This is a genomic window from Candidatus Bathyarchaeota archaeon (genome assembly GCA_023131225.1).
Taxonomy (GTDB): domain Archaea; phylum Thermoproteota; class Bathyarchaeia; order Bathyarchaeales; family SOJC01; genus JAGLZW01.
This window is the reverse complement of sequence record JAGLZW010000007.1, coordinates 33,037-47,348: the sequence shown is the minus strand read 5'-3', so window position 1 is coordinate 47,348 and position 14,312 is coordinate 33,037. Positions and strand designations below refer to the sequence as shown.

At 41.2% G+C, this 14,312-nt stretch carries 15 protein-coding genes and 1 tRNA gene; 6 read left to right on the top strand and 10 right to left on the bottom strand.

Annotation, left to right across the window (positions count from 1 at the left end; all coding sequences use genetic code 11):
* Positions 1-71 precede the first annotated feature (71 nt).
* Entirely contained in the window at positions 72-824 is a 753-nt protein-coding gene (locus KAU88_01670) for an SDR family oxidoreductase (protein MCK4477219.1), read from the bottom strand.
* A 254-nt stretch (positions 825-1,078) separates the two neighbouring features.
* Between KAU88_01670 and KAU88_01665 the strand changes: the two genes are divergently transcribed.
* The 5 genes from KAU88_01665 (at position 1,079) to KAU88_01645 (ending at position 4,717) form a co-directional block, all read left to right on the top strand.
* On the top strand, positions 1,079-1,402 hold the full coding sequence (locus KAU88_01665) for a hypothetical protein (protein MCK4477218.1): 324 nt from the start codon (positions 1,079-1,081) through the stop codon (positions 1,400-1,402).
* 253 nt (positions 1,403-1,655) lie between these two features.
* Positions 1,656-2,141 (top strand): hypothetical protein, encoded by a 486-nt coding sequence (locus KAU88_01660; GenBank protein ID MCK4477217.1) that lies wholly within the window; start codon positions 1,656-1,658, stop codon positions 2,139-2,141.
* 7 nt (positions 2,142-2,148) lie between these two features.
* A complete protein-coding gene (locus KAU88_01655) occupies positions 2,149-2,697 on the top strand; it encodes a hypothetical protein (GenBank protein ID MCK4477216.1) in 549 nt (182 codons plus the stop codon).
* A gap of 41 nt (positions 2,698-2,738) precedes the next feature.
* On the top strand, positions 2,739-4,244 hold the full coding sequence (locus KAU88_01650; protein ID MCK4477215.1) for a hypothetical protein: 1,506 nt from the start codon (positions 2,739-2,741) through the stop codon (positions 4,242-4,244).
* An 86-nt stretch (positions 4,245-4,330) separates the two neighbouring features.
* Positions 4,331-4,717, top strand: a complete 387-nt coding sequence (locus KAU88_01645) for a hypothetical protein (GenBank protein MCK4477214.1) — start codon at positions 4,331-4,333, stop codon at positions 4,715-4,717.
* A gap of 244 nt (positions 4,718-4,961) precedes the next feature.
* On the opposite strand, the gene KAU88_01640 is transcribed toward KAU88_01645, so the two are convergent.
* From KAU88_01640 to KAU88_01610, 7 genes are all read right to left on the bottom strand, one after another.
* Positions 4,962-6,383: a dihydrolipoyl dehydrogenase gene (locus KAU88_01640; GenBank protein ID MCK4477213.1), complete on the bottom strand. Its 1,422-nt coding sequence runs from the start codon at positions 6,381-6,383 to the stop codon at positions 4,962-4,964.
* A 358-nt stretch (positions 6,384-6,741) separates the two neighbouring features.
* On the bottom strand, positions 6,742-7,290 hold the full coding sequence (locus tag KAU88_01635) for a nucleotidyltransferase (protein MCK4477212.1): 549 nt from the start codon (positions 7,288-7,290) through the stop codon (positions 6,742-6,744).
* Positions 7,244-7,663, bottom strand: a complete 420-nt coding sequence (locus KAU88_01630; GenBank protein ID MCK4477211.1) for a hypothetical protein — start codon at positions 7,661-7,663, stop codon at positions 7,244-7,246. Before KAU88_01630 ends, KAU88_01635 begins: the two co-directional genes overlap by 47 nt.
* 146 nt (positions 7,664-7,809) lie before the next feature.
* Positions 7,810-7,884, bottom strand: a tRNA-Arg gene (locus KAU88_01625).
* A gap of 413 nt (positions 7,885-8,297) precedes the next feature.
* Complete coding sequence (locus KAU88_01620) at positions 8,298-8,987, bottom strand: DNA modification methylase (GenBank protein MCK4477210.1); 690 nt, start codon at positions 8,985-8,987, stop codon at positions 8,298-8,300.
* Position 8,988: 1 nt separating this feature from the next.
* Positions 8,989-10,236 (bottom strand): DNA methylase, encoded by a 1,248-nt coding sequence (locus KAU88_01615; protein MCK4477209.1) that lies wholly within the window; start codon positions 10,234-10,236, stop codon positions 8,989-8,991.
* Positions 10,237-10,408: 172 nt separating this feature from the next.
* Positions 10,409-10,960, bottom strand: coding sequence for a GNAT family N-acetyltransferase (locus KAU88_01610; GenBank protein ID MCK4477208.1), 552 nt, complete (start codon positions 10,958-10,960; stop codon positions 10,409-10,411).
* 403 nt (positions 10,961-11,363) lie between these two features.
* Here KAU88_01610 and KAU88_01605 point away from each other — a divergent pair, with 403 nt between their 5' ends.
* Positions 11,364-12,008 (top strand): hypothetical protein, encoded by a 645-nt coding sequence (locus KAU88_01605; GenBank protein ID MCK4477207.1) that lies wholly within the window; start codon positions 11,364-11,366, stop codon positions 12,006-12,008.
* A 58-nt stretch (positions 12,009-12,066) separates the two neighbouring features.
* Here the strand turns inward: KAU88_01605 and KAU88_01600 are convergent, their stop codons facing one another.
* Positions 12,067-13,503: a radical SAM protein gene (locus tag KAU88_01600; protein ID MCK4477206.1), complete on the bottom strand. Its 1,437-nt coding sequence runs from the start codon at positions 13,501-13,503 to the stop codon at positions 12,067-12,069.
* Positions 13,504-13,681: 178 nt separating this feature from the next.
* On the bottom strand, positions 13,682-14,236 hold the full coding sequence (locus KAU88_01595; protein MCK4477205.1) for a GNAT family N-acetyltransferase: 555 nt from the start codon (positions 14,234-14,236) through the stop codon (positions 13,682-13,684).
* Positions 14,237-14,312: the final 76 nt, after the last annotated feature.

The window sequence follows — 14,312 nt, the reverse complement described above, 5'->3', positions numbered from 1 at the left end:
GAGATATTCCACGTAAATCCCTCTTTTTTCTGGCGCTGAAGATTCTTTGCAGTGTGCTTGAGTTCATAGATCTATTGCGTTTGTTTAACCTCTCTTATCTGAAGGATGCTGCAAGTAACAAAGCGCCCTGCTTCTGAAGTCAAATATACTACTGCTTCCGCGATATCTTGTGGCATGGTTTTTCTCCTGTTGATCCACGCCTTGTGGTGTTCATTCATCGCAACAGCTTCTTCTTCAGCAATGTGTGGAAAAGCTGTTGGACAAATAGCGTTAACAGTTATTCCATGTTCTTTTTCTCTTTCTCCAATTACTCTTGCGAGATATGTTCGAGTTGATTTGCCTAGGATGTAATCGTAAGGAGCCCATGAAGGAACATTTGGGAGATCCGTATTCTCCATACTAATGAGTATTATGCGCCCGGATTTTTGTTTTCTCATTACGGGTAGCACGTATTTGCAGCAGATGAACACGCTGATCGTCTCAGCATCCAGCGTCTCCCGCACGGATTCTATGTCGGTTTCGACTAGGTCGCAAGGCTTCCATTCTCCTCCAGGGTTAATCACAAGAATATCGACACGACCAAATTTGTTAACTGTTTCTTTAACAAGCGCTTCTACTTGTTGCGGATTGGTGATGTCTGCATGAACTATCAATGCTTCAACACCATATTTTTGCACTGAGTGCGCAACTTCTGAAGCTGCTTTTTCATCCTTTCTATTGTTAATAACGATGTTGAAGCCTTCCCTCGCGAGAGCCAGAGCAATGCTTCTCCCAGCACCGCCATTCGTACTTCCAGCAACTATGGCGACGTTTCTTTCTTTCACTTGAAACACCTCTCTCAAACTCAGGTTTGAATATCCGCTTCCATTTTTAAATCTTAGCGCTCGCTCATAGAAAACGAAGACAAACCTTAAAAGCACTGGTGGAATGGGATTTGAATCCTCCCCACATTAGAAATGTACCGCGCATACCTCGTTTTTTTCAATTTGTATAGGCAGTATGGTCGTATATTGATTCTGAATCCACAAGGCTAAAATTTGTATCGCTCAGAGATAGATTTAAAGGAAGACGAAAGCGCATGACTGAAAGTCGCAGTCAGGAATCTCTGAAGAAAATTGCGCAAGTTATCGAAAGCTTAGACTTGGATAGGCGGGTTGCAGCCGCTAAATGGCTTGAAGGTGTTATAGTCGCGCAAATCTTGACTACTGAAGAAAGGGGAGACGTAGTTAAAGCAGCAAACGAATATATTGCGACTGTTGAAGAAGAGGAAACTGTAGACGCAGTAAACGCGTTGATAGAATATCTTAAGCGCACGCAAAGAAGTGCAAATCGCGCGTTAAAAAAGACAATTAACAAGCATCCAACTAAAAAGCGTATTTATGCCAACAATCCATTGCAATAGATCTAGAAAGACCAAGCCAAACGCGCCAAAGAGTATGCAAATCGAAGGAGTTAGAAAGAGAATAGAGACGTATGCGCGCATGAATTGAAAAAACTTGGATTTTACTGTGTTCTCGAAAAGCTTCTTGTAATTAAATTTTCTCATGATATGCTGAATAAGACGCAATTGTAACACTGATTCGTATTTTCAATTCATATGTCTTAAGTAGATAATGCTTCGATTCTGATTTGGACATTGAATTCGAGGGCATCAAATGAGTTTCTCTTTGCTACCGGAGTTCTTCCTCTTCGTTGGTATCGACGTTTTCGTAGCCATGAGTCTATTGACATGTCTTCTAGATGATTATTTCCCTAAGACAATACCTTACCTGTTTCAGGCCGCGGCAATAGGGGGCTATGCCCATCTTCTATTGAGCAAAGAGTTTATGACCTTGTCCGGAGGTTATATGCGATTCTGGTATAGTTTCCTCTACCTAGCCATTGCCTTAGCCAGCGTTATTGCTCTCAATGTACATCTTGCAGCCATAAAGAAGCAATGGACTCTTGCGAAGATTTTTTCTGGCGCCGTGGTGTTTCCGACGTTTCTAATTTCAGGGTTCTTCGTTCTTAACTATGCGATGGAAATGGCAGCAGCGTTTCTCTTTCAGATAGCTATGCTTTTCAGTGCAATAGTTCTCGGGCTTTCAATATCCGTGTTCGTGACTCCGCAAATCGTGAAAAAATATTGGAAAAGGAGGTGAGATCGAAATGGGTCGAGTGTTTAACAAGTCTGTAAAGATGATGATTCTGACGCTGATGTCTTTGCTCGTTATCTCTGCAAGCGCAGCCGTCTATTACTCGTTGGAAATGACGTCAACTATCACTACTGCCGCAAACGATGTATACTTTGTGGAAGGTCCAGATAATTCCACTGCAGGAGTAAACATCTTTAATAACAACAAGAGTGCAACGCTAACTCAGCTCAAAGCTTATCCGAACATGACCATGACTTACGATGATGCAATCAGGGTGAGGAACAACCATACAAGTACGAACTACAACGTTAGGTTAACACCTGTTTCGCTGTCTGGCAGTGCTGCATACTTTGTGTACATTAGCTTTACGTTGAATACCTCTGCTACGATATCATTGAATTATACGTCAGATGGATCTAGCTGGACCACGCCTTCAACAACCAGTTTCACACAGGTTAGTGCAGACACAGAATATGCGATCATTGTTCAAACAATGGCAAACGCGACTGCGACATCTGGTCAAACTGCAACAATCGAGATGAATATTGATATTGAGCAATAATCTCCCCCCTTTTTTTTTCTAATCCTTGGAGGAGAGTATCTGTGAGTAGGGTAAAGGTAAGTCTAGATCATAAAAGGATTCGATGTTTGGTTTGGTTAGTGTTAACTGTCTTGGCTTTGTTTGGTTACTCGCTGCAGAGTGCGGTGGGAAGCGCATACTATTCTCTGTTGATGCAAGCTTATATGACGGTTAGTTCCCCGCCTGTTATTCTTGAAGAAGGTACGGCTGGCACAAGCACAATCTACACGAACTCGACAAGTGCAAAAGTCAGTGTATCGGGCTACGGCTACGATTTTGTTGATAACAATGACTCTAATGTGGATTCCGTCCCTGACAAGGGTACACATTCAAACTTCACGGCTCAACAACATGGTCCAGATTGGATAAATGACACTTTGACAGAAGCTTCTTCTTCCAGTCCAGCTTCATCATGGCTATACGTTGATTCTTGTGATGAAACTCAAATGGATTGGACTACTGTCGGTTCGAATCCTTGGTTAAGCACGCAGAATGAGCCTACTGATTATGGTTACGTGACAACAACTCCTCAAGGCAAATCCTGGGAAAGTTTTGGGTTCGATGATTTAGTTGGTAGCCCTACTATAAATGCAGTCAACATTAGTATCTATCAAAAATCACCTACAAACGAAAAAATTGTGGTCGAATTATCTAATTCAACAGCCACAGTGACCGTCACATTCACTGCCACAACTGATTGGAGCTGGATGACAAAAACAGAAGATGGCGAAGATGCACTATTAAACGTGACTTTGCCAACCGCCTTAGAAATTAACTCTGCTACAATCGTTTTGAAGGGCAAATCTGCTGGAGCAGTTGGTGACGTTTATGCGGACTGTGTCAAACTGGGAATCAGCAGTGGGGGGGCAGCTAATTACCAACTTGACTTAGAAGTTCAATGGACAAGTGTAGACTTTGACGAAACATACGAGGAATTATGCATAAAAACTGGAGCGTTCAGTGGTTCAGAAGACATTATGGTGTATGCGTGGAACGTTTCTACTTCAGATTGGCATTTTCTTTACAACTTAACACCAAGTAGCTGGAATAATGTTTCAGTAACGGATTGGCTCAATAACGAAGATTTCACGGCAAGATTTCTGGGTGGAACAGAAAGCAGCGACACAAATCAAGACAGCTGGAACATAGATGCAACACTTTTACACGTTTGGTCAGATGTTGGCACGACCTATGACTACGTTCTTAGAGTAAACAACACTGCTACTACAGAGTCTTGGGAGATTAGGCTGAAGAAATACGCTGAAGCCAACATTGACCGTTTAGAAAACTGCACCATCTACTTCCACAATTCCTCAGACGGCACATCACGCCAAATCTACATCCAAAACGGATTATACATCAACCAAACTGGACCATGGTATGATCTAGGTGACTCGGAAACCATCTACATAGCTATGACTGTAGGAGCAAACAGCACAGGAACATCCTGCGTTTACGTTTATCTTGAAATCCTCACCTCAAGCACGACAACTTACTCTCAATGCATCATAACATTTGAAATAACCTAAATGCTCACTACACTACAGATTTGCCCTAAGGATTTTACCATCATTAAACCTATAACTAACCAAGCCTCAAAAGAGAAGTGACAAAAATGCTTCCATACGACGCAGCCTTCTACGTGCCTTTCGCAGTAATTACCCTAACCTTAACACTATACTTCACACTTCTTATGAAACTCAAACCATCCACAGAAATAAAGCTGTCAACATACATGAGAAGAATCACCCCCAAAGAAGCACCTAGAAAACCCCGAAAGGCCTTAAAACCTCAAAAACCTGCAACACCAGCCAAACTCCCAACAGAGAATAAAGTCGAAGAAAAGGAATGCGCCCATTACGTGGGCTACCTAACAACATTGCCTAAAGGCAGTCCTTTTCCAGATGAATGCTTTGGATGCCGCAAAGTCATACAATGCCTGAGAATTGAACCTACGAAAGTCATTGAAAGCTTCTATATGCAGGCAACCAAGGCAGAATAGAGTCGCGCATAAACAATAATGGCTCATTCTTTTGCGCATAATGCAATGGATCTGTGGGACGCCTAGACCCCCCCCTCCCCTCCCCCCTCCCTTTTTTTTGGGTCTGTTGCCGGCAAGGTTGGATTCGAACCCATGAACACAGTGAAGGTATCTACCGCATAGTTCCTTTTTTGATGATTAGTTTGCAAGCGCCATGGTTGCTCATATAGAATAAGCCTGAACTAGGCTGAATATACTAACATAGTCAATGATGATGTTCAATTAGTTGGTGATACTGCTCTTGTGTCATCAGAGAACCAAAGGCTCTCTCAACAACCTCACTCAAAGCAGGGTGAATGTGCATTCCATTGATTATTGGCTCCGCACCTTGTGCAGAGGTAAACATTAGGTTTATGATTTCCTGTATGAGAACAGATGCATAAGGTCCGATTATATGTGCCCCGAGGATCTTCATGGTATTCTTCTCCACTATAACTTTGACAAAGTAGTCTTTCACGTTCATGGCTTCTCCTTTGGCGGTGTCTTGATATCTATGAAATCCAATCAATACGTTTTCCTTACCGTGCTTCTCAATTGCTTCTTTCTCTCCTAGTCCGACGCCTGCAATCTCAGGATGGGTGAAAACAGCGTGAGGCACTGCATGATAATCGACCTGTACCGCTTCTTTCAGAACAGCATTATAGTAAACTACTCTTGCTTCGTAGTTTGTCACATGCTTAAAGGGATACTTGCCATTCGCGTCACCGAGAGCCCATACATTTGGCTGCGAAGTCTCCAAGTATTCATTAACAATAATCCATCCCTTCCTGTCTGTTTTCACGCCTCCCTTTTCTGGATGGAGCACGTCTGTGTTTGGTCCTCTTCCGGCTGCTATTAGCAACTCATCCGCAGTTATCACGACGCTCTCTCCGCTTTCCCTATTAACAGCAACGAGTCTTTTCTCGCCCGTAGATGTCTCTTCTGCCTCTTGAACCTCGTGGTTAGTAAGAACCGTCATGTGCTTTTGTAACTCTTTTTTGGCAAGTGTTGAAACTTCTGGCTCTTCTTTTGGCAGGAACTGGGGGTTTCTACCGATTATTGTGACTTCTGAGCCCATTGCTGAAAAGAAACGGCCATATTCAGCGGCTATATATCCTCCCCCTACTATGGCAATGCTTTTCGGTAGTTGACTCATCTTGAGAACTGTATCACTAGTATGATAGCTTACATTCTCCAACCCTTTTATCGGAGGTATTGTGGGTTTTGAACCAGTGCACAGGAATATCATCTTTGACTTTATGGTTTCATCACCAACCTTCAGCGTGTATGGTGCAACAAATTCAGCCACAGTGGGATAGTAGTCAATATTTTCAGAATGTGAAAGCCTTTGTTGTATCATATTTATGTCCTTGTTTATGATGTCCCTCATCCTTTCCATGATCATTTTGAAGTCTACTTTTCTAATGTCAACTTCTATTCCCAAATCACCCGCCCCACCAATCATTCTAACTAACTCAGCGGGATATAGCAACAGCTTAGACGGGATACAACCCCGAGTCAAACATATACCGCCAGGTTCATCCTTGTCTATAACGGCAACCTTCAACTTCGGATTTTCACGTATCATAGATTCCACAATACTCATCGCTGAACCTGTACCTATCGATATTAAATCGTATTCCCTCAAACTAGAATCTCCGCACTATTACATTCAAGGCAATACTAAAGCATTTTCAGCGCGTGCACAAACGCAAATGATCCCCTAGAAAAAAAATTAGGATATGCGGGGTGCGTCAGTGGCAGGCGGAGCGCGGTTCGAACCACATACCAGATACGGATTCAGGAAAATCCCTCTGGGTGCGGATACTACTATAACTCTGTCAATTAGCCGGGGTTGATTGTCATGATGTGATCATAAGCAAGATGTATTTTCCACGTTTTTGGATGCCTAGCGAAAAACTCACAATGGGAATGCGTAAAGCTTAGATGCAATCTTGGAGTGGGTTCTAAAGATCTGAATCCTTGATTCATTCGCAAACCTAAACCTAACTTCCTTGAGCTTCAATTCTGTTTAGAACTTGGAGAACTCCGACATCTTCAGCCCTTCTCTTGAGGTACTCTTTATCTAATTTGCCTTCTTGTCTGACTAACACACTTTTGACATCTTGTTCATCGTTTACGCCACGATCAGGTCTAGCCAACTTGTTTATTATAAAATCCTCTGGAGAAATTATCCATGCTTCAACATTTGGATCCAATTTGGCTTTCCTTCTTCTCTTCAACGTTTCATCATCAAAAACTATCCCATCTGGCTTTAGCCATAGTTCAATCTCTACTTTCTCTTTCACATCCAAGATGACAAGAAGAGGATTCAGATAGGAGGAGACAGTAGGAATGAAGTCGATTGATCGTAACCATTCGGAGAGACTTCTGAATCTTTCTTCAGTTTCTACTGCTACAGCCAAATCGAGGTCAACTGTTGTTCTGATTCTTCCATAAAACGGAAGAGCATAGCCACCAATAATCATGTATGGGATGTTCTTATCCTCAAATAGACTGAGAAGCCTCTGAAGAGATCTTAATATTGCGGGCAATACTGTTTAACTCCATGAAAAGTTTGAAGGGTGAATGGCCATTTGTAACAAGCCTCTTAGTATACAATGCATCCTTTACAGCGTTTTCCAAATCTTCTTTTCTAGCTCTGAGTGGCTTCATCTTTAGTTTCCTATAGATTTCCAGAAATTCAGAGCCTAGAGGTGTACATGCCATTATCTTTTTGGGTCTGCCCCGTTTAGAAGAGCACGTACTATTACTCTGTATCTCCATAATGAGACCTTCATCTTCCATCTTTCTTAATAGGTTAATAACACGTGAAGGAGCCCATCTCAATTTTTCAGTCGCCTCTCTGATGCCACAACTTGCTGGTGAAATAGCTTCAAGTATCTGAGCTCTCTGATCGAGGGACATTTTGTTTCTCTCTGAAAAACAAATTCCTAAACAAATATTTAAAGCTACCGCTCAAAGGCTCTTTAGATCGGTTGATAATGTTTGCAACTATAAAGGAAACAAGGTCTTCCAGAAGCGCAAGTAAAGCCATCGGGGTTCGTCCAGAACGGGCGGGGTGGGATTCGAACCCACGACCACAGGCTTAGGGGGCCTGCGCCCTATCCGAACTAGGCTACCCGCCCCTAACTCAGTTTCGTTAGAGAAGTCACAGACTTTAAGATTTTGGTCAAGTTTACATTGATCAAATTGGTCAATTTCTTTACCCAACAGTGAATGAACATAGCTTGGATCCTGTCTATGATACTTGAAGACTGGTTTACCATTCATATAGCCAATGTAATGTTTCGCACGGTAGTAATTCTTTCCAATGTGCTGAAGATAACCTTGTACTCCACATATTTGGCATTTTATTTTCAAAGTCTGCACCTTTGCTTAAAGGAGCTCCTAGGATCAATATCGAGCTTAAAAGGACCTTTGAAGAATCATTTGTACTGGTTATGTTAGCAGTAAAATGCTATGAACAGCAGAACTTCATTGGAACCGTGATAAGGTGTATCTAAAACGCTTGGATTTGAACTGACAAACATTTCTACATTTAAAAACTTGCCAGCAATTTCCTCAAGTCTGGAATGAACTTATCGAACATCTTCACTTTGTTGCTTTCTTCAACTGGTGTTTCACTCATAATATATGCTCCATCAGTGTCAATCTCAACGATTGCTCTACCCTTCTTTGCTGGTTGTCGAATAGATAGAGTGCGATCTTCATCTGGAGTAACAAAAAATACTTTTATGTGCTTAGTTACATCGTCATCTGACAGTTTGATCTTCCAATATCCCGTCTGAGCGATTCTTTCACGAAGAGTTATTTTGCTGGAGATGACCACAACCACTCTGCAAGATTTGGGCTGATAGATAATAAGATCAACGTCTGGAAGGTGTGAACCAAACTCGCCATAGTCAATCAATAGATTCCGTTTTACTCTGTTGAGTTCTGTGGGAAGATTTCTGCTCAAGGTTTTTTCAAGACGGTTACCGCCTACTATTCTTAATCCGAGATTTTCAACTTCTTTTCTAATTATGTACAAGACCAATTTTTCGTAGTTTTTCCCTTTGAAAGCTCTCCATGATTGTTCATGATCACCGCTTGGCGTAGGGCTTTTTAACCAATCTTCATGATGAATCTTCTTAGCTTCGTTCAACAATTTAGATATATATTGATACGTATCGTCACCGTAGATCTTTCTTTTTTCCTCGTATAACTTAATCAAGTCTCTGATATTCATCTTATCCTCTCCTCTTGTAATGAGTCCATTCGACTTTGCGAGAACCTTCTGCACAAGGTTGCTTTTTAGAAGATTTTCTCATAATCAGTAGGTACTTAAAACCTCGCAAAAAGAAATTGAATCTTCTCGCACGATTATACCACAAACCTGTATGTGAGGACTGCCCTCTTCTAGCCACACAGATAATGTCAACAGGTTTGAAGTACTTACATAAGTACTCATATATCTTAAGGCCTACAGGTGTAAACTTCTTCTTAACCCATTGATCTCCTATTAACCAGCCCAATATCTTTCCCTCTTTCAGTAGCCTATACGATTCAACCATTACTTTCTCAAGTTCATCATAAAACTCCTCTTTCTCACTGGAGATATGGCCAATACAGCCTGGGTGTTCGTTGTATCTGATGTTGTCTCCATAAGGTGAGTCTATGAAGACCATATCTGCAGAGTTTCCCTTTAGAGGTATCTTTCTTGCGTCACTTTGTATCATGTCAGATCGCCCAGGTGGAGGTGAAATATCCAATCCGATAACTCTTCTTTTCTCCTCTTCACAGACATCAATTGTTGTTCCACTACCACACATAGGATCTACGACCAGATCGCCTAGTTCAGTATATCTCCAGACAAGATTGTAGATTATCAAAGCGGGAGTGACACCGGGATATTTGTTGTCTCCTTTAGTAGTTAGACCATAATTTTGTCTGGGAAAATCCCAGAATGTTGTTGCTTCGATAAGAGGGATTTCCTCTTCAATATCTACTTCGTCAATCCTTTCTCTGATTTTTTCTTTCTGCACTGCAATTAAGTGGAGTGATTTCTTTCGCTCCAGCTTTAGATCGTTATTTAACAATAGAGGGCTTGGCGCGAAAAGATCTAGAATCTCTATCAGTCTCTTGCCAAGTATCGGTGTGTTTCTCCGTATTTTGAGTTTGTTCAAAATTTTTCTTGCATTTTTTATTGCCTTTCTTTCCCCAAGTGTCTCTATCCCAACTTGGTAGGGGTATTTTCCCTTCCAAGCATCAGGCTGAATATTTAATCCTCCATCTGAAACAGCCTGAAATGCACCGTACATAACATCCGTATCCAAATTGCTCAAAAAAAGAAGATCTCCTCTTCTGATCCTAATTACTATGGGTGCATAAACTTTATGTGCCCCAAAAAGCTGCCTTTGAAAGCATTCAGCTTCCGTCTTCTCAGTACAGGCAAAAATGAATCCACGAATTGGTTGTTCTTTATCTGTTTCCTTCATTATTACTCGACCTACAGTCTCGCCGAGGGTATTTTCACTATGTGGGAGCAGATATATTAGTGTGAATCCCACAATTCGCCTGTTTCAGTCCGAAAAAGTAGACGCTACAATCTTCTCCTTTGTGAACTTCCTAGAAGGATATTTCATTATACCTCTACTATGTCGGACTTTGTTAAAGGAAGATTGCCATTCTGTAGTCATCTCTGAACTGGCCATTGACATAATCTTCTTTTTCGAGCTTCGCTTCTATCTTGAAGCCACACTTTTCATAAACATGTATCGCTCTACCGTTCTCGGTATCAACACGAAGATATATTTTCTTCAACTCCTTCTCTTGGGCTATTTCAAGGAGATGCATTATCAGGGTAGTTCCCAGACCTTGGTTTTGGCAATCATCATGTACAGTTATCCCGAGCTCTGCTTTGTGTCTGACAGATTCTTGAGAATGAAAGGATAAAGATGCTGAACCAATAATCCGTTCCTTACCATTTTCTTGGATTAGAGCAAGTATTGGCAAGTGCTTGTTGTAGTCAATATTGTTAGTCCAGCCTTCAATCCTCTCTCTCGTAAACGGGTGAATGAGGTTTTCTAGGCTTCTCTTTGAAAGAGTGGAAAACATTTCCCACAGCATCTCAGTGTCACTAGATAGTTCAGGTCTTAGGAACACTTCAACTCCACTCTTTAAGACAACGTTTTTTGCCCATCCGCTGGGATAGTTGGACATCAACTTCACCTTTCTACTTTAGAAAACAAGTTTCAACCTTAAAATCTACTGGGCTACGGCTGCTAATGGTTGGGAAAGGGGAAGGTAAAAGGAACCATTTCCGAGGGAGAAAGGAGATGTTCTGATTTTCCCAACCAATCACATAAAACTTTAACTTCATTGTACTTAAGTTCTGGTCTTTTAGTCTTTAATACAATTACATAAAATGTTTTTTTCTGTACCCAAGAGCTGCAAATAGTGTTACTAATATGAACAGTGGAATGATTATGGATGATGGAAATCTGGAATCTTGTCTTTGTGAAATATAGAGTTGACATGTTGTTAGTTTCCACAAGAATGTTTGCACAAATCTCTTAAGGCAACAGAGCATTACTCAAAACTACTGGGATTAGGGGAAGGAGTAGTGAACACATCTGTTCTCGCATATCTCGCATTGATCACGCTTCTCTTATCTTTAAGCATGAACATGAAGTCGACTATTCCTAGAACAAAACACATAGATCTCTGTCAAGCTGTTGAGGGGGGCAAAATTGATGTATTTACCCAAAAAGGAGGAACAGGACACTCTGCCCCATCACCACCTTTTTGTCCAGAACATGAAATAATTCTCTATGCAAATGTAACATATTATGAATGGCCAGAACAGAACAAAGAAGTTACATTTCAAATATTTGATCCACAGCAAGATTTCTTCATTCTTCTTGGAAGAACAAATATATCTGGAATTTCAACCGTAAGTTTCCGTTTGCCTTCTCTTGAAAGTACAAAGGACATTCTTGGAACTTGGAGAGTAATGGCTTCTGTAGACATAGCTGAAGTGGTTGTTGCTGACACATTAGAATTTCATCTCACATGGAATCTAGCTGATGTTAATCAAGATTTGAAGGTGGACATTTACGATGTTATATTATTGTGTGCGGCTTATACTTCCACACCCTCAGATCCCCACTGGAACCCCAACTGTGACATAGCGGAACCATATAGCGTTATAGACATTCACGATGTAGCAACAATGTGCATGAGCTACGGAGAAGAATACAACCCCTAAATCTGCCAAGAAAACTTTCTTGTGTACTTTGCTCTTTTTCTTTTGTAGACTGTGGCTGCTAGATTGGGACTTGGATAAGGTTTCTAAATTGTCTTATTACACCTTGGCCCATCATATGTCTGTACAATCTTCTCTTCAGTTTGTTGCTTGCGAATAATCCTCCAAGCCTTCGTTTCCATGATCCGTAGAAGCCTTTGTAGCAGTTGTAGAGTTCTTCTTGAACTTCCATCGTTGACAAGGTTTCTGTGGACATAATTGCATGAGCCATATCATAATGAGACAAGTTGAAATCCTCAATCCAGCCATTTCTTTTCGCTTCTTCATAGATCTCGGTTCCAGGAAAGGGTGTTAAGGCAGTGAAGATTGCAAAGTCTGGATCCAACTCGTTGGCAAATTCTCTCAGATATGCTATTGATTCTGCGGTGTCCTTACGATCACCAATAACAAACATAGCATGTGAAAAAATCCCGTTCTCCTTCAACAACCTCACAGCCTTGGTTGCTTGTTCTGCCTTTATTCCTTTCCTAAAATTCTTCAGAGTAGAATCTTTAGGGCTCTCCACGCCCATCATAACCCAATGGAGACCTGCATTTCTCAACTTAGATAACACTTCTTCATTCTTGATGACATCATCACATCTCCACTGAAGGAACAGCATCAGATCATCTCCAATCTCACGCTTCAGAAGCTCGTCAGCGAGATTGGCTGCCCTGCTGCCTGGACCGAAATCATCATCTGTCAGCCAAATGAATCTACTACCATAATTGTTATAGCAGAATTCTATTTCATCAGCAATCCTTTCAGGCTTCTTTAGTCTCCAGACTCCACCCCAATGTCTCCATTGAGTACAGAAAGTACATTTGTGAGAACATCCTCTTGCACCCTCAACAAGTGCATAGGGAGCGCTGTAGCCAGCCATTGCAGCGAAATGGTATTTGTGGACAAGATCCTTGACAAAATGATAACCAGGGTAGGGCAGCTTATTCAAATCTTTAATTAATGGTCTAGGCTTATTGTGGATGATTTCCGCATTTAATCTGAAGGAGATTCCCTTAATCTTGGGGAACTGTGATTTCCTAGTTGAGTTTTTCACCAGTTCCGTCAGAGTCTCTTCGCCTTCTCCTCGGACAATAACATCAAGCTCAGGATACTTTTCCAAACTTTCTTGAGCTGTTACACTAAAGTATTGACCACCCACTACTGTAAGAACCTCAAGGTTCACTTTCTTAGCTATTTCAAGGGTTCTTAAAACCAAATATACGTTGCAAGTTGCAAACGCACTGGCAGCCACAATGTCAGGATTGAACGATTCGATCTCTTTTTCCATATCACTCCAAAACATTTGCTGAGCAGTGCAGTCTAACACCTTTATCTCAGCATCCTTAACCTCTCTTTCAAGATAAGCAGCAAGCTGGATAATTCCAAATGGTGGTGGAAGATACTCCCCCATTACAAACCAAAACTCTCTTGGAGGTTCAATGAACAGGATTCTCATAGCATTCTCCTTGAGGACTGGGATTTAGCTAATGGTATCTTCTTCGGTTCTTATGGTTTGTGGAAGAAACTGGTTCTAACGCCAAGTATTTTTCCAGCTAAACCTTGTCAGACTTTGCTCTTTTTCTTCTGTACACCAAGGATGCTAGAAGAGTTGCTATCATACAAGATAGAGAGTGTCACCAATAGCCCTTTCCATAGTGGAATGTCTTGTTACTGTTCATTATGTGATTGAAGATTTCTTTGGAACGTAGAAGGATGAACATGGTTCCAGTGTCATATCTTATGTTACCATGTATGTCTTCAAAGGATATCTTCCTTTTCATTAATTTGAACCCTAGCCTCTGGTACAACCTATAAGCAGTCTTGCGTTTCACTGGATCAGCATTGAGACAGGCAACATCACACTTCTGTTTTCTTAGAACCTCCAACCCTTTCTTCATCATCTTGGTAGCAATGCCTCTTCCTCTCATATGTTCTGTAACACAAGCTCCCACTACTCCACCAAGAACTACCTTTCTTCCATCAAACTTCATATCTCGTTTGTGTAGTATCAAATGACCAACAAGCTCATTATTGTTATATGCCAGGATTCTGGCAAAACTCTCAGCACAGAAACATTCCTCACCTTCTTTGGGATCAACATCACTAAAACACAATCTTTCCAATTCTTCGATACCTTGTTTCTGTTGATTAGATAGCTTAATCTCAGGAACCAAGATTACCTTAATCAAGCTCATCACAATTACAGTGTACATGGAATTTTTATGACTTGTGGAAGAAACTCCAATTTAAAAGCAAGCCAAGTCT

What these genes read in the sequence shown, in the direction of transcription:
- KAU88_01665 (MCK4477218.1), top strand. Translation starts at nt 1,079, where the DNA reads ATGACTGAAAGTCGCAGTCAGGAATCTCTGAAGAAAATTGCGCAAGTT.
- KAU88_01615 (MCK4477209.1), bottom strand. Translation starts at nt 10,236, where the DNA reads ATGAAGGAAACAGATAAAGAACAACCAATTCGTGGATTCATTTTTGCC.
- KAU88_01600 (MCK4477206.1), bottom strand. Translation starts at nt 13,503, where the DNA reads ATGAGAATCCTGTTCATTGAACCTCCAAGAGAGTTTTGGTTTGTAATG.
- KAU88_01620 (MCK4477210.1), bottom strand. Translation starts at nt 8,987, where the DNA reads ATGAATATCAGAGACTTGATTAAGTTATACGAGGAAAAAAGAAAGATC.
- KAU88_01645 (MCK4477214.1), top strand. Translation starts at nt 4,331, where the DNA reads ATGCTTCCATACGACGCAGCCTTCTACGTGCCTTTCGCAGTAATTACC.
- KAU88_01655 (MCK4477216.1), top strand. Translation starts at nt 2,149, where the DNA reads ATGGGTCGAGTGTTTAACAAGTCTGTAAAGATGATGATTCTGACGCTG.
- KAU88_01610 (MCK4477208.1), bottom strand. Translation starts at nt 10,960, where the DNA reads ATGTCCAACTATCCCAGCGGATGGGCAAAAAACGTTGTCTTAAAGAGT.
- KAU88_01660 (MCK4477217.1), top strand. Translation starts at nt 1,656, where the DNA reads ATGAGTTTCTCTTTGCTACCGGAGTTCTTCCTCTTCGTTGGTATCGAC.
- KAU88_01630 (MCK4477211.1), bottom strand. Translation starts at nt 7,663, where the DNA reads ATGTCCCTCGATCAGAGAGCTCAGATACTTGAAGCTATTTCACCAGCA.